This window comes from Gemmatimonadales bacterium (assembly GCA_036265815.1).
Classification (GTDB): Bacteria; Gemmatimonadota; Gemmatimonadetes; order Gemmatimonadales; family GWC2-71-9; genus CAVVWJ01.
Window position 1 is genome coordinate 21,496 of record DATAOI010000047.1, and the last position, 18,172, is coordinate 39,667.

Consider the following 18,172-nt stretch of genomic DNA (forward strand, 5'->3'; position numbering starts at 1 on the left):
GTGGTGGATTTTCCAGCCCGGATCACTCTCTCTAAACCGGGACCTGCATGGCTGTGACCAGCGCGCTTGCCTCCGATCCGGCCGCCCGGGCCGGCCTGTCCCGCGATCAACTCCTCGAGATCTATTACTGGATGCGTCTCACCCGGTCGCTGGAGGAGCGGCTGGTCAATCTGTATCGCCAGACCAAGGTCGTCGGCGGTCTGTTCCGCTCGCTGGGCCAGGAGGCCTGCGCCGTCGGCTCGGCCTACGCGCTCCGGCGGGAGGACGTGCTGTCCCCGCTCATTCGTAATCTCGGCTCCATGCTGGTGAAGGGCGCGACCCCGGTCGAGGTGGTCCGCCAGTACATGGCGACCGGCAATTCTCCCACCCGCGGCCGGGAGCTCAATATCCACTTCGGCGATCTGCAGGAGCGGAACTTCGTGGGCCAGATCTCCCATCTGGGAGACATGGTGCCGGTGATGGCCGGGGTGACGCTCTCGTTCAAGCTGCGGAAGGAGCCGCGGGTCGGTCTGGTGTACGTGGGCGACGGCGCCACCTCCACTGGAGCGTTTCACGAGGGGATCAACTTCGCGGCCGTGCAGCGCTGCCCGCTGGTGGTCATCGCGGAGAACAACGGCTACGCCTACTCCACCCCGACGTCCCGGCAATGCGCCGCCGAGCGGCTGGCCGACAAGGCGGTGGGGTACGGCATTCCGGGCCTCCGGGCCGACGGCAACGATGTGCTCGCCACCTTCGAGGTGACCAAGCAGGCCGTGGACCGGGCCCGGAGCGGCGGTGGCGTCACGCTGATCGAGCTGATGACCTACCGCCGCAAGGGCCACGCGGAGCACGACAACCAGTCGTACGTGCCGGCAGGGGAGATCGAGCGCTGGGCGGCCGAGAACGATCCGCTGGATCGCTACGTGGAGCGGCTCACCGGAGAAGGCGTGAGCGTCTCGGAGCTCGAGGGCATCGACGCACGGGTGGTGCAGGAGATCGACCGGGCTACCGACCTGGCGGAGGGCTCCCCGCCGCCGGAGCCTCGCGATGGCCTGCTCGGCGTCTATGCCGACCCGCCATCCGCAGCGGCATTATGGTACCGCGAAGGTCTCCGGACGGCGGTGGAGCAACACGAGCGGCCCGCGAGCTGGGGAACTCACGATGGCTGAGGTCACGTACCTCGAGGGGATCCGCCAGGCGCTCTTCGAGGAGATGGAGCGCGACCCCAACGTCTTCTGCCTGGGCGAGGACATCGGCGCATACGGCGGCGCGTTCAAGGTCACCGACGGCCTGCTCGACCGGTTCGGCGCCGATCGCGTCATCGACACGCCGATCAGCGAGACCGGTTTCGTGGGCGCGGCCGCCGGCGCGGCCCACATGGGCATGCGTCCGGTGTGCGAGATGCAGTTCATCGACTTCGTCTCCTGCGCCTACAGCATCCTGACCAATTATGTCGCCACGGCGCGCTACCGCGCGTTCCTGCCGTGTCCGATGGTGGTCCGCGGTCCCAGCGGCGGGTACGTGCGCGGTGGGCCGTTCCACTCGCAGAACCCAGAGGCAGCCTTCCTCCACACGCCGGGCCTCAAGATCGTCTATCCTGCCACGGCGGGCGACGCCAAGGGACTGATGAAGGCCGCCATTCGCGACGATGATTGCGTGCTCTTCTTCGAGCACAAGTACCTGTACCGCCGGATCAAGGAAGAGCTGCCGCAGGGCGATCACGTGGTGCCAATCGGCAAGGCGCGGGTGGCGCGCGAGGGCACCGATCTGTCCATCATCACCTATGCCGCCACGGTGTGGAAGTCGCTGGAGGCGGCGGCGCAGCTGGAGCGGGAAGACGGACTCTCGGTCGAGGTCCTGGATCTCCGCTCGCTGCTCCCGCTGGACGACGAGGCCATCGTGGCCACCGTCCGGAAGACCAACCGAGTCCTCATCGTTCACGAGGACACCGTGACCGGCGGTATCGCCGGCGAGATCACCGCCCGGATCAACGACCTGGCATTCGAGTGGCTGGACGCCCCGGTCAAGCGGGTGGCCGCCCACGACGTGCCGTTGCCGTACGCCCCCCAGCTGGAGGACTTCGTCCTTCCGCAGGTGCCGGACATCGTCCGCGCCGCGAGGTGGCTGGCGGCGTACTGAAGAGACGGAGAGACACGCATGGCAAAAGTTGACGTCATCATGCCCCAGATGGGCGAGTCGATTGCGGAGGGCACGCTCTCCCGCTGGATCAAGAAGGTCGGCGACCCGGTCAAGCGGGACGAGCCGATCTTCGAGATCTCGACCGACAAGGTGGACGCCGAGATTCCGGCCCCGTCCGCCGGGGTGCTGGCGGAGGTGCTCGTGACCGAAGGGCAGACGGTCGCGGTGCAGACGGTGGTCGCGCGTATCGAGACGGACGCGGCGGCCGGGGCACCGACGGCCGGGGCGCCGCAGGCCGCTGTGCCGGCCGCCGCCCCCGTGCCCGCTGCTCCGGCGCAGACGGCGCCTGCGGCGCCTGCTCCCACCGCGTCTGCTCCAACCACGTCTGCTCCGGCCGCCACCGCTCCGACGCGCGAGCAACGTCCCACGCCTGCTCCGGCTCCCGCCCGGGTCCCGGCACCAGCCGCGAGCGCCGGCGCCCGGGCGGCTCCCGAGGGAGAACGCGCTGGCGCCGGCGGCAACGGTGTCCCCGAAACCGCCGAAGAGCGCCTTCGCCGCCGCTCCACGCCGGTGGTCCGGAAGATGGCCGCGGAGCACAATCTCGATCTGAGCGCCATTCCCGGCAGCGGCATCGCGGGTCGGGTCACCAAGAACGACGTGCTCTCTTATCTCGAGGCCGGGCCGCCAGCCCCCCCGGCCGGCGCGGCTCCCGCGCCCCCAGCCGCTCCTGCCCCCGCGCCGGCCGCCGCCGCGCCGGCCGCCGCCGCGCCGCACGGTCCCACCGGTGTCGAGCCCTGGCCCGGCGACCGGGTCGAACCCTGGTCCCGGATCCGGAAGCTCACGGCGGAGCACATGGTGATGTCCCGGCGGACCTCACCCCACGTGAACACCATCTTCGAGATCGACTACACCCGCGTCGCGCAGCTTCGAGCGAAGAAGAAGCAGGAGTATGCCGAGCGCGGCGTGAGCCTCACCTACCTCGCCTTCATCGCCAAGGCGGTGGCCGACGGCCTGAGAAGGCACCCGGGGCTGAACGCCGCCGTGTCCGGCGAGAGCACCATTCTCCGGCGGGACATCAATCTGGGCATCGCGGTCGCGCTGGAGTGGGGGCTCATCGTCCCGGTGGTCAAGCACGCCGATGAGCTGTCGCTGCTGGGTCTCGCCCGGGCCATCAACGACCTGGGCGAGCGGGCCCGCAACAAGAAGCTCAGTCCCGACGAAGTGCAGAAAGGCACGTTCACCATTACCAATCCGGGTGTGTTCGGCTCGGTGATCGGCACTCCGATCATCAACCAGCCGCAAGCCGCCATCCTCTGCGTCGGATCGATCGAGAAGCAGCCCGCGGTGGTCACCGTGGACGGCACCGACAGTCTCGCGATCCGGACCAAGGGGATGCTCTCGCTCGCGTTCGATCACCGGATCGTGGACGGTGCCGACGCCGACCGCTTCATGGCCGACGTGAAGGCCAGCCTCCAGCAGTTCCCGGAGAGCGCCGTCTAGCATGCCCCGCACGCTCACCGTGTCCCGGGTGAGAGTGCGGACCGGATCGGAGGAGGTGTATCTCGCCGGCGTTCGCGAGCTGGCGGCCCTGGCCGAAACGCGTGGCTGGCATCTCTGGGTCTTCCGCCGCCCCGACGACCCGCAGCTCTTCCTGGAGTGCAGCGAGAGTGCCAACCGGGAGACCCACCGGGCGTTCGCGGAGCGGCCGGCAGACGAGCGCCGCATCGAGCAACGGCTCCGGTCCGTCGCGACCTACGAGCCCGGAGCCTGGGACCTGTGGGAGGAAGTGAGGAGCAGCGACTGATGCCCCGACGAATCATCGAAGTGGACGGTCAGCAGTGGGAGGTCGCCGTCAGCGGCCGGCTCACCCAGTACGGCAAGGATGAGTTCGGCCTGGTCTTCAGCCGGGGCACCGGCCCCGGGCGGGAGCAGCGGGTGGTGCGCTACTCGCCGCTCGGAGCCAAGAGCCGGGAGCTGTCGCTGGGCGAGCTGAGTGACGCGGAGCTCCGGGAGCTGCTGGCGTATTCTCAGCCGTCCTGGACCGCACCCGAGATGGGATATCGCCGCTGAGTGTCCTCGAGCCGGCGCCCGCAGGCGCCACGATCGATCTGCACGTGCACTCCACCGCCTCGGACGGGAGTCTCTCCCCCGAGGCTGTGGTCGGGCGGGCGTTGGCCGCGAGGCTCGGCGCCATCGCCCTCACCGACCACGACACCCTGGCCGGGGTGCCCGAGGCCACGGTAGCGGGAGAGCGGCTGAGTCTTCGGGTCATCGGCGGATGCGAGTTCTCGGCGGCCGCTCCCTGGGGCGAGATGCACGTGCTGGGCTACTTCCTGCCGTCCCAATCGCCCGAGCTGGAGGCGTTCCTGGAGCGCTGCCGGGCCGATCGGGTGCGACGCGGGCGGGAGATGGTCACTCGACTGCAGGCACTCGGAGTGGGACTGGAGTTCGAGGACGTGCTCCGGGAGTCCCGCGGGGGGGCGGTCGGGCGGCCCCATGTGGCCCGCGCGGTGGTCCGCCGGGGCGGTGCGGTCGACGTGGGCCAGGCGTTCGACCGCTACATCGGCCGGGGCCGGCCGGCGTTCGTCGACAAGGTGCTGCCCCGGTTCCGGGAGATCAGCGACCTGGTGCATGGGGTGCGCGGGATCGTCTCGATCGCCCACGTGAAGGAGCGGGGCACTCGCTCGTTCCTCGAGCGCTTGAAGCAGGAAGGACTCGATGCGGTCGAGATCCGCCACCCGAGCCACGATCCGGAGCTGCGTGCACGGCTCGGCGAGATCGCCCTCCGGCTGGGGCTGGAACGGACCGGCGGGAGCGACTGGCACGGCGATCCCGAGCCGGGCGAGAGTCACGGCGCGCTCGGCTCCCAGGAGGTGCCGATCGAATGGCTGGAGCGGCTGGAGGCACTGCGGCCGGGCCCGGCTGCGTCGGTCGGCCCGTGATCGCGCTGCTGCCGGCGGGGAGCCAGGCTCCCCGATTCACCGCCGCCGCTTCCGACGGACAGACCTACCGACTGGACGACCTGCTGCTGCAGTCCCGCGTCCTGCTGGTCTTCTATCCGGGCAACGATACCCCTGGCTGAAACCGGCAACTCTCCGCCGTGCGCGACGAGATAGCCGACTACCAAACCTGCGGTGTGCGCCCCTTCGGCGTGAACCCCGCCTCGACCACCAGCCATGCTGGGTACGCCGCCCGCCGCGGCCTGCCGTTTCCTCTCCTGTCCGATCCCGAGCTCGCCATCAGCCGGGCGTATGGCGCGGTGCAGCCGGATGGCGCGGCCGTCGCGCGGTCGGTGTGCCTGGTCGATCACGATGGTACCATTCTGCATAGCCAACGGGGCGCCCCCGGCGCCGGGACGATCCTGGAAGGATTGAGGTGTCCATGACCGCGCGGGTGTATGACTTCGACGGCAAGGTGGTGCTGGTGACCGGCGTGGGCCGCGCCGGCCAGATCGGCCACGCCGTGGCGCTCGCGTTCGGCCGCGCCGGCGCCAAGATCGTGGCCTGCGATCTCAACGCGGTCGGGGTCGCCAAACGGGTACGCGAATTTGGCGCCCTCGGCGTCGATGCGCGGCCCTGCGCCGGGGATCTGAGCCACCCGGATATCGCGGCGCTGGCGGTGGAGATCGCCCTCATTCAGTTCGGCCGGCTGGACGTGGTGGTGAACGTGGCGGGCGGGCTCACCACCTACGGGCCGATCGAAGGGCTCACGATGGCGGCCATCGATCGTGAGCTGGCGATCAATCTCAAGACCACGATCATCGTCAGCCAGGCGGCCATCCCGGCGCTCGCGCGGACCCAGGGATGCATCGTCAATTTCGCCTCCATCGCCTATTTCCAGCCGCAGAGCCCGATGGCGCTCTACTCCGCCGCCAAGGCCGCGGTGGCGGGCTTCACCCGGAGCCTGGCCCTCGAGCTGGCTGACCGGAAGATCCGGGTGAACGCGGTGGCACCCGGCATGGTGCGGACCGCCGACAACGTGGCGGCCTCGGGCGAGTCCGCCGCCTACGTCGAGCTGTCGGATATCACCGATGGGGTGATGTCCCTGGCGAGCTCCGGCCCCGAGGCCGTCACCGGCGAGATCCTGGCGATCGCCGCCGACACCTCCGGCCCCACCTGATGGAATTGCGCGGGCGGGTGGCGCTGGTCACCGGCGCGGGACGCCGGGTCGGTCGGGCGCTGGCCGAGGCTCTGGCCCAGCGGGGCATGACGCTGGGCATTCATCATCACGCCTCCTCGGCGGGTGCCACCGACCTGCGCGATGCGATCGTCGCGGCGGGAGGCCGGGCCGCCTGCTTCGCCGCCGACCTTTCCGATCCCACCGCTGCGGCAGAGCTCCCGCGGCGAGTGGCGGCGGAGTTCGGCCGGCTCGACGTCCTGGTGAACTCCGCGGCGGTCATGCACCGCCGCTCCTTCGAGGACACCACGGCCTCCCAATGGGATGAGGTGCTCGACCTCAACCTCCGCTCGGTGTTCTTCTGCACCCAGGGCGCCGCACCCGCGCTTCGCGCTGCCCGGGGGAAGGTCGTGAACATGGCCGATCTGAGCGGCCTGGAGCCGTGGCCCGGCTTCGCGGTACACTCCATCAGCAAGGCCGGCGTCGTCATGCTCACCAAGGTGCTGGCGCGGGCCCTCGCCCCCGAGGTGACGGTGAACGCGATCGCACCGGGAGCGGTGCTCGTCCCCGAGTCCTATGATGCGGCGGAGCGGGACCGGCTCGCCCGCACCACTCCCCTGGGCCGGCTGGGCAGCCCCTCCGACGCCACGGCCGCGCTGCTGTATCTGCTGGAGGGCGGTGACTTCGTCACCGGCGAAGTCATCGTCGTCGATGGTGGACGTCTTCTCCGCTGAGGTCGCGCTCCGCGATGTGGTGATCGTGGGCGGCGGCTGCTACGGGACCTTCTACGCCGGCCAGCTCCGCCGGGCGCGCGAGCTGGGCAAAGCGCGCTGGCGCCGGCTGATCGTGGTCGACCGCGATCCCGGCTGTCGCTTCGCCAGGGAGATGGGCACCGCGCCGGACCGGGAGCTCGCGGTTGCGGAGTGGGGTGAGTTTTTCGACGCTTACCTGGCGGCAGCGGCGGCGGACCCGTCGGGCGATCCCCCGGACGCGATCGTCCCGTCCCCCCTCATGCCCCACCTGATGTTCGAATGGCTGCTCCGCCGGGCCCGCCGCCGCTGGCCCGCCCGGCTGGTCGAGACCCGCCCCGTGCCGGCCGGCCCCGGCACTCCGTACGACGAGCAGGCACCCGACGGAACCCGCTACGTCTCCTTTGCCGACTGGCTTTGCCCCGTCCACTGCATCGAGCCCGCCATCTGCCCGATCATCCGCGCGCCCCGCACCTGGGAAATGTCTGAGGCGATGGAGGAGCTGACCCACCATCTCTCTGCCAGCACGGCCATCGCCGGGCCGGTCCTCTTCGAGTGCCGGCACCGGGTGCACGGCGTGGGCATGTTCGACGTGGCGGCCGTCCTGGCCGGCGACGCGGTGGTCGCCGCCGCCGGTCACGACGGCACTCCCCTGGACGTCCTGGTGGGCACCATTTCTGCCTGCCACGGCGCCGCCAGCCTCCTCCACCTCGGAACGGATCCCTCCCTGAATCGGTTAACCCAGGTGGCCGGATTCGTCGGCTGAGCCAGGTCGCGGAACCCTGGGCTGTTCTTATATTTGAGGTCAGTCTCGGGTGAGATTGGCCATCATCTCTTTTCGAGGATGCGCATGAACCGCGCGGAGGAGTTCGACCTCGCCATCGTAGGTGGAGGCCCGGCCGGGCTGTGTGCCGCCATGTATGCCGGCCGCGGGATGCTCAGGGCGGTCCTGCTCGAGCGCGGTGTGCCTGGTGGGGAGCTGCTCAACACCGAATGGATCGACGACTATCCGGGGTTCGAGCACATCCTCGGACGCGAGCTGGCCCAGAAGATGGCGGACCACGCGCTCCGGTTCGGCGCGGACCTGCGGCAGGAGACCGTCGAGTCGATCGTCCGCCGGGAGGACGGCATCTTCGAGCTGGCCACCACCGGGGGCACCACCTACGAGGCGCGGGCCGTGATCCTTACCGCCGGCGGCACCCCGCACAAGCTCGAGGTGCCCGGCGAGGCGGAGTATGCCGGCCGCGGGGTCTCCTATTGCGCCGTCTGCGATGGGGCGTTCTTCAAGGGCGAGACCATCGCCGTGGTGGGCGGCGGCGACGCCGCCGTGGAGGAGGCCGACTACCTCACCCGCTACGCGGCGAAGGTGTACCTGATTCACCGGCGTGACGAGCTCCGGGCCTCCCCGATCCTGCAGGCGCGGCTGTTCGCCAACCCCAAGATCGAAGTCATCTGGAACAAGCGGGTGCGGGAGCTCATCGGCTCGCCTGCCGGGCTCCAGAGTGTCGAGCTGGAGGATACCCTGAGTGGGGAGGCCTCCTCGCTGCCGGTCACCGGATGCTTCGTGTTCATCGGGTTCCGGCCCAATAGCGGGCTGGTGAAGCAGCACTTCGCCCACGACGCGAGTGGGTACCTGATCACCGATGATCGGATGATGACCTCCATTCCCGGCCTGTTCGCCGCGGGCGATCTCCGGGTGCAGTTGACCCGCCAGATCACCACCGCCGTCGGCGACGCCACCACGGCCGCCATCGCGGTCGAGAAGTTCCTCAAGGACCGGCAGGCGCGGCTCGAGGGGGCCAAGGTCGGTGTCTGATCTGGAAGTCGTGGCCCTGCCGAACGGCCAGCTGGCTCAGAACTGCTACCTCGTCGCCGACCGCCGCACCCGCGACGCCGTCATCATCGACCCCGGGGAGGAGCCGGCGATGTTCCTCGCCGAGCTGGACACCCGGGCCTGGACCCTCCGGGCCGTCTGGCTCACCCATGCACACGTCGATCATATCGTCGGGGTTGGCGCGGTGAAGCGCGCCACCGGCGCGCCGATCCACATGCACCGGCTGGATCGGCCGATCTACGACGCCCTCCCCCAGTTCGGCAGCTGGATCGGGCTCGAGCTCGAGCCGCCGCCACCGCCCGACGTCGAGCTCGAGCCCGGCGCGAAGCTGCGGGTGGGCGGCGTCGAGTTCGAGGTCCGGTTCACACCCGGCCATTCTCCCGGCAGCGTAAGCTTCGTCGGGCCCGGACTGGTTTTGAGCGGAGACGTGCTCTTCAACGGCTCGATCGGCCGGACCGACCTGCCCGGTGGAGATTTCGCCACCTTGATGGCGTCGATCCAGACGCAGCTCCTCTCGCTGCCCGACTCCACCGTGGTCTACAGCGGCCACGGCCCCGACACCACCATCGGCATCGAACGGCTCACCAATCCGTTCCTCACGGGAGCGTATCCTCTTGGGTGAGGGCACCGGAGCTTCCCGTCGGTCACCCCCATCCGGAGCAGCTCCGGCCCCGCGCCTGGTCTGCAATCGCTGCGGGTTCGAGGTGCGAAGCCTTCCGGTCGGCTGCAAGAACCCGTGTCCCAACTGCGGCACGCTCTACCCGCTCGGGGATTGTTCTGACTGACATCGCGGCGGGCGGTCTTCTCGATCTCGAGCTGATCGCCCCCGCGTCGGCCCGGGCGTCGCTGGACATCTCCCGGATCGAGCTGCCGCCGCGGCTCCGCCCCACCGCCGAGCTCGGAGTGCTGGACATCACCGAGTTCTTCGGCGATACCACCGGGGGAGTCAAGACCTACCTTTTGCAGAAGGCGCGCTACGTGCAGCGCCGCCCTCGGCTCCGCCAGACCATCGTGGTGCCCGGAGCGGGGGACGCGATTCTCGAGGCCAGCGGGGTCCGCTGCTTCCGCCTCCACGGCCCCACGATTCCCACCCAGAAGCCATACCGGTTCATGCTGGCGACCCGCTCGACCAGCCGGATCGTGGCCCACGAGCGGCCCGACCTGATCGAGGTCGGGAGCGCCTGGTTCGTCCCCTGGCTGGTGCACTACGCGACCCGGCAACTCGACGTACCCGCCGTCTGGTTTTACCACAGCAACTTTCCCCGGGTGCTCGCCCCATGGCCCGAGCGCACCAGCCCGGTCCGCCGCGCGGCGTCCGAGTTTGCCTGGAGCTACGTGCGCCGGCTGGGTCAGATGGTCCGCGCAACGCTGGCGCCCTCCGCCTTCGTGGCCGGGGAGCTGGAGCGCGAGGGAGTGGAGCGGGTCGTGCGCATCTCGCTCGGTGTCGATCTCGAGCTTTTCAATCCGGTTCGCCGCGCCGCCGCGGCTCAGACCCGCCGGCGGGCCGGCCTCCCCGACGGCCCGCTGGCCATCTTCGTCGGCCGCTTCGCGGTGGAGAAGGAGATCGGTCTGCTGCTCGACGCCTGGCCCGAGGTGGAGCGGCGGACCGGTGCGCGGCTGATCCTGCTGGGCGACGGCCCCGCCCGCGGCCGACTGCAGCGCCGCCGCGGAAGTGACCGAGTGTACTGGCTTCCCTACGAGCGGGACCGCGATCGCCTGGCTGATCTGCTTGCCGCAGTCGATCTCTACGTGGCACCCTGCTCGATCGAGACGTTCGGCCTCTCCGCCTTGGAGGCCCTCGCGAGCGGCACGCCCGTGCTCTCGGCCGATCGCGGCGGGGTCGCCGAGTCGGTGGCTGGCTCGGGAGGCGGCGCCGTGTTCCGTTCCGGCGACCCGGGCTCACTGGCCGAGACCGCCGTGAGCCTGCTGGGAGGAGATCTCGCGGCGCGTGGCCATCTCGGCCGGCGCTACGCGGAGCTGAACCACGGCTGGGATGCGGTGCTCGACACTCTCTTCGGCGTGTACGCGAAGATTCTCGGTTCGTGAGCGTCCTCATCTCCATTCACGACGTGACCCCCGCGCTCGCGGCCGGCGTGTCGCGGCTCTGGCAGCTCTGCGCCGAGCGCCGGGTCAGGCCGGCCTTGTTGGTGGTGCCCGACTGGCACGGCAACTGGCCGCTGGATCGGCATCCCGACTTTGCCGCGTGGCTGCGCGCGCGGGCCGCGGAAGGCGCCGAGATCGTGCTCCATGGCGAGCGTCACGACGAGGCGGGCCTCGCCCGCACCTTGGGCGACCGCCTCCGCGCCTGGGGCCGGACCGCGGGTGAGGCCGAGTTTCTCACGCTCGACGCGGCCGCCGCCGGCCAGAGGATCGCCCGAGGTCTCGCCTGCCTGCTCAGGCTGGGACTCCGGCCGGTGGGCTTCGTGCCGCCGGCCTGGCTCGCGCGCGAAGAGGGCCACCGCGCCGCCGGCGCGGCCGGGCTCGGCTTCAGTGAGGACGAGCGATCCGTGCGGCTCTTTCCCTCGGGGCGGCGCATCTCCTCACCCGTAGTGCGCTGGAGCGCGCGGACCGCCGTCCGCGCGCGGGGCTCGGCGGCGGTCGCGCGGGCCAGGTGGACGCTCCAGCGGAGCGCGCCGCTCCCTCGGCTGGCATTTCATCCTCAGGACCTGGATCATCCGGTGACGGCCAGGTCGGTGGTCGTGAGTCTCGACCGCTGGCTGACGCTGCATCGGCCGGTGGGATATTCCTCGCTGGCCGCCGCCCCGATCCCGTGACGGCCGTCCAGGCGCACCTGCTCTGCCTTGGTCTGGTGGCGATCGATCTGCTGGCCCGGGCATGGCGCATTCAGTGGATCGTCCGCGGTCTGGGATATCGCATCAGCCTGGGCGATTCCTTCGTGCTGAACGCTTTCGGCGACGCCGCGTGCGCCCTGACGCCCCTTCGCATCGGCGGCGAGCCCGCCCGGCTCGCGGGAATGCTCCGCACCCGGGTGCCGGCCACGGCGGCGTTCGTGGCCATCAGCCTTGAGGTGCTGGCCGGCTGGCCCGTGGTGATCGTGGCCGCTGGATGGTGGATCTGGCGCTTTGCGCCCGAGTGGTGGCTGCTGGCGGGACCCCGGCTGAGCGCCGCGGCGGAGCACGCCTGGCCCTGGGTGGTGCTGGTGGCGGTCGTGAGTCTCCTGGCTTGGCGCGCGGCGCGCCGCGTGGCGTCTCCCGCCACCCGCCAGCTCCGCCGGCCGGTGAAGCGGGCGCTGGTCTACTGGCGGCGAATGCCGCTCTGGCCTCTGCTGGCCAGCATTCCCCTGAGCCTGATCAACCTGGTCACCCGAGTTGCGCTGCTCCCCGTGCTGGCCCTGACGTTGCCCAGCCCCCCCGAGCTCGGCCCGCTCATGGTGGGCTCGTTCGCGCTGCTGTACAGCCAGCTCGTCCTGCCGACCCCCTCGGGCGCGGGGGCCGTCGAGCTGGGATTCCTGGGCGGTGCGGCCGGTGACCTGGGCGAGCAGGAGGGCTGGCTATTGCTGGCGTGGCGGTTCTATACCAACGGGATCGGCGTGCTGCTGGGGATTGCGCTGGCGGCTCGGGTGTACGGCTGGCCGGCGCTGCGGCGGCTAGCCGGGCGGTGGGGCCATGCCGACTAGCATGATGGTCCGCTCCAGTGCCTGGTCCACCCCGTGCGGCAGGTCGGCCGGTGCCCACACCACCGCGCCGGACCCGGCCTCGAAGGTCTCCGTTCCGACCGTCATCCGCGCCCGCCCGCTCAGGATCAGATAGAACTTGTCGGCCCCGGCGTGGACGTGCACCCGCTGAGATTGGCCCGGCTCGAAGCAGTTGAGCCCCACGAAGAGCTGCCTGCCGCGGAAGAGATCGGCCTTGGTGGCGCGAGTCGGATCGAAGCTGGACGCCTCGCCGATCGCCTTGCAGTAGTCGCTCATCCGATGTCGATCCTCCCTTCGGGCATTATCATTCCCGGAACACAGCCGGCCGCGCCCGTCGACCCGTGGCCCGAACCAGGACCGAGTCTTCGCCCATGACCAGTACCCGCATCGAGCGCGATCCGCTCGGCGAGAAAGCCGTCCCCACCACCGCGCTCTACGGCGTCCAGACGCTGCGCGCGGCGGAGAACTTCCCCATCTCCGGGTTGCGGCCGCTGCCGGCCTTCGTCGACGCGGTGGTCTGGATCAAGCGGTCGGCCGCGCTCACCCACAAGGAGACCGGTCGTCTCGAGCCCCGCCTGGCCGACGCGATTGTGCAGGCCGCGGACGAGGTCCTGGCCGGTCAGCATCGCGATCAGTTCATCGTGGACGTGTATCAGGCGGGCGCGGGCACCAGTCACAACATGAACTGTAACGAGGTGCTCGCCAACCGCGCCAACGAGCTGCTCGGCGCCGAGCGGGGCAGCTATGCTCCGGTCCATCCCAACGATCACGTCAACATGGCCCAGAGCACCAACGACGTGATCCCCGCGGCCATGCGCCTGGCCGTCCTGGCGACGCTGCCGTCCACGCTCGCCGCACTCGACCGTCTGGCCAACGCGCTGCTCGCGAAAGGCCTGGCGTTCGACGCCATCATCAAGTCGGGGCGCACCCATCTTCAGGACGCGACCCCGATCCGGCTGGGGCAGGAGTTCGCGGCCTACGGCCACACCATTCAACGCCACCGGGACAAGCTGGTGCAGGCGGCCGACTGGCTGCGCGAGACCAACATCGGCGGCACGGCGGTTGGCACCGGCATCAACGCCGAGCGGGAGTATCCCGCGCTCATGGTCAAGTATCTCCGCCAGGTGAGCGGGCTGGACCTGCGCGAGGGAGCCGACCGAATCCAGCTCATGCAGTCGATGGGCGACGTCGCCACGCTCAGCGGGGCGCTCCGCGCCTATGTCCTGGACCTCAACAAGATCGCCAACGACATCCGGCTGCTCGCGTCCGGCCCGCGGACCGGGCTGGCCGAGATCCTGCTGCCCGCCGTGCAGCCCGGCTCCAGCATCATGCCCGGCAAGGTGAATCCATCGATCGCTGAGATGGTGAACCAGGTCTGCTATCAGGCCCTGGGCCTGGACACCACGGTCGCGCTGGCGGCTGAAGCGGGGCAGCTGGAGCTCAATGTGATGATGCCGGTCATTACCCACAACATCGTGTTCGCCCTCATCATCGTGGGAAACGCCACCCGGGTCTTTGCCGAGCGCTGCGTCGAGGGGATCGAGGCCGACGAAGCCCAATGCGCCTATTGGCTGGAGCGGAGTCCGGCGCTGGTCACGGCGCTCGCGCCCAAGATCGGCTACGCCGAAGCGGCCAAGCTGGCCAAGGAGGCCCTCGCCACCGGGCTCACGGTCAAGGAGCTGGTGACCCGGAAGCAGATCCTGAAAGGCGCCGAGCTGGAGGAAGTACTCGACCTTCGGGCGATGACCGAGCTGGGGGTCCCCGGCGGCAAGGGCATCCCGGCCGGCGGGTGAGTCGCCGCACTGTGGGGCTATGCTGTGGGAGGTGACGGCTTGCCGTCGAGTGCCAGCTCCAGGATGCGGAACGGCGGCTGGTCGGGGTAGAGCCGCTGCAGCAGGCCGAGCGACACGTTGTACACCGGCACGTTCCCCATGGTCCGACCTTCCGGACTCCCGTGGTGCGCGTGGCCATGAAACACCGCATCGACCGGGTACCGGGTGAGCGGCTCCTCCAACCGGCTGGAGCCGAGGTAGGGGTAGATCTCGCGGGGCTCGCCTTCAACCGTGCCCTCGATCGGGGAGTAGTGCAGCAGCACCACCCGCCGCCGGGTGCGAAGCCGGCTCAGCGCGGTCTCCAGCTTGAGCGCCTCGTTCAGCGCCTCGTGTACGAACCGCTTGATGATCTCCTCGCCCCAGGGCCCCAGGGCGCCACGCCCGAAGCCTCCCGCAAAGCCCTTCACACCCGCGAACCCCACGCCCTGCACCTCGCAGGCGTCGCCATCCAGCACCCGTACGCCGGCGTCGCAGAGGATCTGGCTCAGCTCGGCGACCTTGCCGAGCTCGTAGTCGTGGTTGCCCAGGACGGCGACGGTGGGAATCGTGACGGAGGTGAGCGCTCGAGCCAGCGCCCTCGCCTCGTCCGGCTCGCCGCGATCGGTCAGATCGCCGCACAGCGCGAGCACGTCCGCCCGCTCCGCCAGCTGCTCGAAGATGGCTCGCAGCGGCGGGCCCGAGCCGGCGTGGCCGAAGTGGAGGTCGGCGACCGCGGCGATGCGGATGGTCTCGGGAGGCTTGGTCATGGGCGTCCAATCAACCCCGACCCCTACTCCGGAGCGGTGATCCCCGCCACAACCGGTCCGGACCCGGCCATGGTATGATGATCTCCCCCCCAAGGCGGAGGAGGCTGGGATGGCGATGTCGCCCACGCAGTCCCTGGTCGAAACCCCATCGCGAGCCTACTACCGGCAGGCGATGGACGTGCTCCGGCGCGCCGATGTGCCGTTCCTGGTCGGGGGGGCGTTCGCGTTTCTGCACCAGGCGGGCATCGATCGGTCCACCAAGGATCTCGACCTCTTCGTCCGGCCCCGGGACGTGCACCGGCTGCTGGACGCCTGCACGGCGGCGGGCTACCAGGCGGAGCTGGTCTCCCATTGGCTGGCCAAGATTCGCTCACCGGACGGCTTCATCGACGTGATCTTCAGCTCCGGGAACGGGCTTGCGGTCGTGGACGACCAATGGTTCGAGCACGCCAGGGAGGAGAACGTGCTCGGGGTGAACGTGCTGGTGGCACCGGCCGAGGAGAGCCTGTGGTCCAAGGCGTTCGTCATGGAGCGGGAGCGGTTCGATGGCGCCGACGTCGCCCACATCATTCTCGCCTATGGGGAGCGGCTCGATTGGGATCGTCTGCTGGAGCGCTTCGGGGCGTACTGGCGGGTGCTGTTCGCCCATCTGGTGCTGTTCGGATTCATCTATCCCAGCGCGCGCTCGCGGGTGCCTGTCAGAGTCATGGAGACCTTGCTTGCCCGCCTCCAGTCCGAGCTCCACTCGCCCGACTCCGACGAGCCGGTCTGCAACGGCACCCTCCTCAGCTGGTCGCAATATCTGGGCGATGTCCTGGGGGGAAACTTCCGGGACGGCAGGATCCGGCCCTACGGCAACATGTCCCCCGAGGAGGTGGCGCGCTGGACCTCGGCCGAGAAGGAGAAGAAGTAGGCCGATCCGGTGGCCATTGATACCCGATCTTCCCGGCATCATATTCCTCTCCTATGCGGGTCACTACCTGGACCGAGTACAGCCTGATCATCTCGCTTCATCTCGCCCGCCGGGGCAGCACCGGCGGCGGCCCGGTGGCCGCCCGGGAGCTGGCCGACATCGAAAAGCTTCCGGCCGACTACGTCGAACAGATCCTGCTGCGCTTGAGGCGCGCCGGGCTGGTGGAGAGCGTGCGCGGCGCCAAAGGCGGGTACTACCTCGCCAAGGACCCCGCGGCCATCTCCGTGAGAAACATCATGACCGCGTCGGAGCGCCAGACGTTTGAAGTCAATTGCGAAAGCCATCCGGTGGACGCCGCGCGATGTAGCCCCGATGCCACCTGTAGCATCCGGCCGGTCTGGCATGCCCTCCAGCAGCGGGTGGATGAGCTGTTGGAGAGCGTCAGTCTCGCCGACCTGATGAAACAGGAACTCCGGGTCCAGGAGCTGGTCGGGATCTCGTCGGCGAGTTAGCGCATCGCGCCCCTCGCCCGCAACCCGACCCCACGGTCGGGTTTTTTCGTTTGGGAGGATGCTGATGACTGCGGTACGGCCACTTTCGGCGCAGAGGGAGCCGGCTCTCTGGCAGGCGGTGGGGAACACCCCCCTCCTGGCGGTCGATGTGCCTGAAGGGCGGGGCCGCCTCTGGCTCAAGGCCGAATGGCTCAACCCCGGTGGAAGCGTCAAGGACCGGACGGCGCGGGCCATCCTGCGCGACGCGCTCCGTCGGGGCGAGCTTCCCGCTCGCCGGCTGCTGGATGCCTCCAGCGGAAACACCGGGATCGCCTATGCCATGCTGGGCGCCGCGGCTCGCGTCGGGGTCACCGTCTGCGTGCCCGCCAACGCCAGCCCCGAGCGGCGCGCGCTGCTGGAGGTGTACGGCGCCGAGGTCGTCCTGACCGATCGGCTGGAGGGCACCGATGGCGCCGTCAAGCGGGCCCGGGAACTGGCCGCCTCCGAGCCAGCCAAGTACTTCTACGCCGATCAATACAGCAATCCCGCCAATGCCCAGGCCCACCGTGAGACCACCGGACCGGAGATCTGGAGCCAGACCGGGGGACGGATCACCCACTTCGTGGCCGCCATGGGCACCACGGGAACCATGATGGGGACAGGGGGGTATCTGAAGGACAGGAGTCCGGGGGTGACCCTGGTCGGCGTGCAGCCGAACTCGCCCTATCACGGACTGGAAGGCTTGAAGCACCTGGCCACGACAGCGGAGCCCCCGGCCTTGTACGATCCCACGGTACCCGATCTGGTGGCTGAGATCCCCACCGAGACCGCGGACGCCACCTCCCGCTGGCTTGCCCGGAACGGCATCCTGGTGGGCTGGTCGGCGGGAGCCGCGGTCGCGGCCGCACGAGATATCCTTCGGCGTGAGCCCGACGGCGTCGTCGTCGTCATCGGCTGTGACACGGGGGCCCGCTACCTGAGCGAGCCCCACCGCTGGGAGGAGCGATGACCCTTCGGTTGCCGGCCCAGCTCATCGAGGCCATCCGGGAGCACGGGGAGCGGGCGTATCCTTCCGAGTGCTGCGGCGTCCTCGTCGGGCGCCTGGATGGCGATGGTGTGAAGGAAGTGACTCGGCTGGCCCCCGCGGTGAACCGGCGCACCGATGATCCGCACCGGTATCTCATCGCGCCCGACGACCTGAGGCGGCTCGAGTCGACGCTCCGGACCGAAGGCCTCGAGGTCGTCGGCTACTACCATTCCCACCCCGACCATCCGGCGGTCCCGTCGGCGTTCGATGCCGAGCACGCCTGGCCCTGGTACAGTTATCTGATCGTCAGCGTCGAAGGCGGGCGCGGCACCGAGGTCGCCAGTTGGCTGCTGGACGACGAGCGCCCCATCATGCATCCCGAGCCACTCGAAGTGCCCAGCGAGGTGTGACCATGGCTGTGACCGTTTCCATTCCCACTCCCCTTCGAGGGTTCACCGGCGGGCACGATGCGCTGGAGCTGCCCGGTCGTACCGTGGGCGAAGTGCTCGATGGGCTGCTGGTGGCCCACTCCGGCCTCAAGCGGCACCTGGTGCAGGACGACGGCCGGCTGCGGAACTTCGTCAACCTCTACCTCAACGACACCGACATCCGTCAGCTCGAGTCCACCGCCACTCCGGTGCGAGAGGGCGACGTGCTGACCATCGTCCCCAGCATCGCAGGGGGGCGGCCG

General features: G+C 69.8%; 22 protein-coding genes and 2 pseudogenes. 22 read left to right on the forward strand and 2 right to left on the reverse strand.

The genetic code is table 11. The features are described 5' to 3' along the window. Window positions 1–47 precede the first annotated feature (47 nt). The 16 genes and pseudogenes from VHR41_09735 to VHR41_09810 all read left to right on the forward strand — a co-directional run bounded on the left by VHR41_09735 (window position 48) and on the right by VHR41_09810 (window position 12,454). Entirely contained in the window at window positions 48–1,148 is a 1,101-nt protein-coding gene (locus VHR41_09735; GenBank protein HEX3234467.1) for a thiamine pyrophosphate-dependent dehydrogenase E1 component subunit alpha, read from the forward strand. After that, a complete protein-coding gene (locus tag VHR41_09740; GenBank protein ID HEX3234468.1) occupies window positions 1,141–2,118 on the forward strand; it encodes an alpha-ketoacid dehydrogenase subunit beta in 978 nt (325 codons plus the stop codon). The genes VHR41_09735 and VHR41_09740 overlap by 8 nt, the downstream gene beginning before the upstream one ends. Before the next feature lie 18 nt (window positions 2,119–2,136). Next, a complete protein-coding gene (locus VHR41_09745) occupies window positions 2,137–3,618 on the forward strand; it encodes a dihydrolipoamide acetyltransferase family protein (GenBank protein ID HEX3234469.1) in 1,482 nt (493 codons plus the stop codon). Between the two features lies 1 nt (window position 3,619). Then, window positions 3,620–3,922, forward strand: a complete 303-nt coding sequence (locus VHR41_09750) for a hypothetical protein (GenBank protein HEX3234470.1) — start codon at window positions 3,620–3,622, stop codon at window positions 3,920–3,922. Beyond that, window positions 3,922–4,188: a hypothetical protein gene (locus VHR41_09755; GenBank protein ID HEX3234471.1), complete on the forward strand. Its 267-nt coding sequence runs from the start codon at window positions 3,922–3,924 to the stop codon at window positions 4,186–4,188. Before VHR41_09750 ends, VHR41_09755 begins: the two co-directional genes overlap by 1 nt. A 44-nt stretch (window positions 4,189–4,232) precedes the next feature. After that, window positions 4,233–5,060, forward strand: a complete 828-nt coding sequence (locus VHR41_09760; GenBank protein HEX3234472.1) for a PHP domain-containing protein — start codon at window positions 4,233–4,235, stop codon at window positions 5,058–5,060. After that, window positions 5,057–5,200, forward strand: a complete 144-nt coding sequence (locus VHR41_09765) for a redoxin domain-containing protein (GenBank protein HEX3234473.1) — start codon at window positions 5,057–5,059, stop codon at window positions 5,198–5,200. Before VHR41_09760 ends, VHR41_09765 begins: the two co-directional genes overlap by 4 nt. A 15-nt stretch (window positions 5,201–5,215) precedes the next feature. Beyond that, window positions 5,216–5,503: pseudogene (locus VHR41_09770) on the forward strand (redoxin domain-containing protein). Then, window positions 5,500–6,237, forward strand: a complete 738-nt coding sequence (locus VHR41_09775) for an SDR family oxidoreductase (GenBank protein HEX3234474.1) — start codon at window positions 5,500–5,502, stop codon at window positions 6,235–6,237. The pseudogene VHR41_09770 and the gene VHR41_09775 overlap by 4 nt, the downstream one beginning before the upstream one ends. Continuing rightward, entirely contained in the window at window positions 6,237–6,968 is a 732-nt protein-coding gene (locus VHR41_09780; protein ID HEX3234475.1) for an SDR family oxidoreductase, read from the forward strand. The genes VHR41_09775 and VHR41_09780 overlap by 1 nt, the downstream gene beginning before the upstream one ends. Next, window positions 6,913–7,749: a hypothetical protein gene (locus VHR41_09785; protein HEX3234476.1), complete on the forward strand. Its 837-nt coding sequence runs from the start codon at window positions 6,913–6,915 to the stop codon at window positions 7,747–7,749. The genes VHR41_09780 and VHR41_09785 overlap by 56 nt, the downstream gene beginning before the upstream one ends. A gap of 84 nt (window positions 7,750–7,833) precedes the next feature. Further along, complete coding sequence (gene trxB / locus VHR41_09790; GenBank protein ID HEX3234477.1) at window positions 7,834–8,799, forward strand: thioredoxin-disulfide reductase; 966 nt, start codon at window positions 7,834–7,836, stop codon at window positions 8,797–8,799. After that, window positions 8,792–9,439, forward strand: a complete 648-nt coding sequence (locus VHR41_09795; protein ID HEX3234478.1) for an MBL fold metallo-hydrolase — start codon at window positions 8,792–8,794, stop codon at window positions 9,437–9,439. Before trxB ends, VHR41_09795 begins: the two co-directional genes overlap by 8 nt. Window positions 9,440–9,720: 281 nt before the next feature. After that, window positions 9,721–10,863: a glycosyltransferase gene (locus VHR41_09800; GenBank protein ID HEX3234479.1), complete on the forward strand. Its 1,143-nt coding sequence runs from the start codon at window positions 9,721–9,723 to the stop codon at window positions 10,861–10,863. Continuing rightward, window positions 10,860–11,591: a polysaccharide deacetylase family protein gene (locus tag VHR41_09805; GenBank protein HEX3234480.1), complete on the forward strand. Its 732-nt coding sequence runs from the start codon at window positions 10,860–10,862 to the stop codon at window positions 11,589–11,591. The genes VHR41_09800 and VHR41_09805 overlap by 4 nt, the downstream gene beginning before the upstream one ends. Continuing rightward, on the forward strand, window positions 11,588–12,454 hold the full coding sequence (locus tag VHR41_09810; protein HEX3234481.1) for a lysylphosphatidylglycerol synthase transmembrane domain-containing protein: 867 nt from the start codon (window positions 11,588–11,590) through the stop codon (window positions 12,452–12,454). Before VHR41_09805 ends, VHR41_09810 begins: the two co-directional genes overlap by 4 nt. On the opposite strand, the gene VHR41_09815 is transcribed toward VHR41_09810, so the two are convergent. Next, the gene (locus VHR41_09815) at window positions 12,425–12,748 is read right to left on the reverse strand and encodes a cupin domain-containing protein (protein ID HEX3234482.1); all 324 of its coding nucleotides are present in this window, start codon (window positions 12,746–12,748) and stop codon (window positions 12,425–12,427) included. The genes VHR41_09810 and VHR41_09815 overlap by 30 nt on opposite strands. Window positions 12,749–12,843: 95 nt before the next feature. Here VHR41_09815 and VHR41_09820 point away from each other — a divergent pair, with 95 nt between their 5' ends. Beyond that, on the forward strand, window positions 12,844–14,265 hold the full coding sequence (locus VHR41_09820; GenBank protein HEX3234483.1) for an aspartate ammonia-lyase: 1,422 nt from the start codon (window positions 12,844–12,846) through the stop codon (window positions 14,263–14,265). Window positions 14,266–14,282: 17 nt separating this feature from the next. On the opposite strand, the gene VHR41_09825 is transcribed toward VHR41_09820, so the two are convergent. Beyond that, window positions 14,283–15,050 carry a metallophosphoesterase gene (locus VHR41_09825; protein HEX3234484.1) on the reverse strand — a complete coding sequence of 256 codons (768 nt, stop codon included), beginning with the start codon at window positions 15,048–15,050 and terminating at the stop codon, window positions 14,283–14,285. 109 nt (window positions 15,051–15,159) lie between these two features. Between VHR41_09825 and VHR41_09830 the strand changes: the two genes are divergently transcribed. The 5 genes and pseudogenes from VHR41_09830 (at window position 15,160) to VHR41_09850 (ending at window position 18,154) form a co-directional block, all read left to right on the forward strand. Further along, a complete protein-coding gene (locus VHR41_09830) occupies window positions 15,160–15,963 on the forward strand; it encodes a hypothetical protein (GenBank protein ID HEX3234485.1) in 804 nt (267 codons plus the stop codon). A gap of 53 nt (window positions 15,964–16,016) precedes the next feature. Further along, on the forward strand, window positions 16,017–16,475 hold the full coding sequence (locus VHR41_09835) for an Rrf2 family transcriptional regulator (protein ID HEX3234486.1): 459 nt from the start codon (window positions 16,017–16,019) through the stop codon (window positions 16,473–16,475). A 64-nt stretch (window positions 16,476–16,539) separates the two neighbouring features. Continuing rightward, window positions 16,540–17,463, forward strand: a complete 924-nt coding sequence (locus VHR41_09840) for a PLP-dependent cysteine synthase family protein (GenBank protein ID HEX3234487.1) — start codon at window positions 16,540–16,542, stop codon at window positions 17,461–17,463. Further along, complete coding sequence (locus VHR41_09845; GenBank protein ID HEX3234488.1) at window positions 17,460–17,891, forward strand: M67 family metallopeptidase; 432 nt, start codon at window positions 17,460–17,462, stop codon at window positions 17,889–17,891. The genes VHR41_09840 and VHR41_09845 overlap by 4 nt, the downstream gene beginning before the upstream one ends. A 2-nt stretch (window positions 17,892–17,893) precedes the next feature. Then, window positions 17,894–18,154, forward strand: a pseudogene (locus VHR41_09850) (MoaD/ThiS family protein). Window positions 18,155–18,172 lie beyond the last annotated feature (18 nt).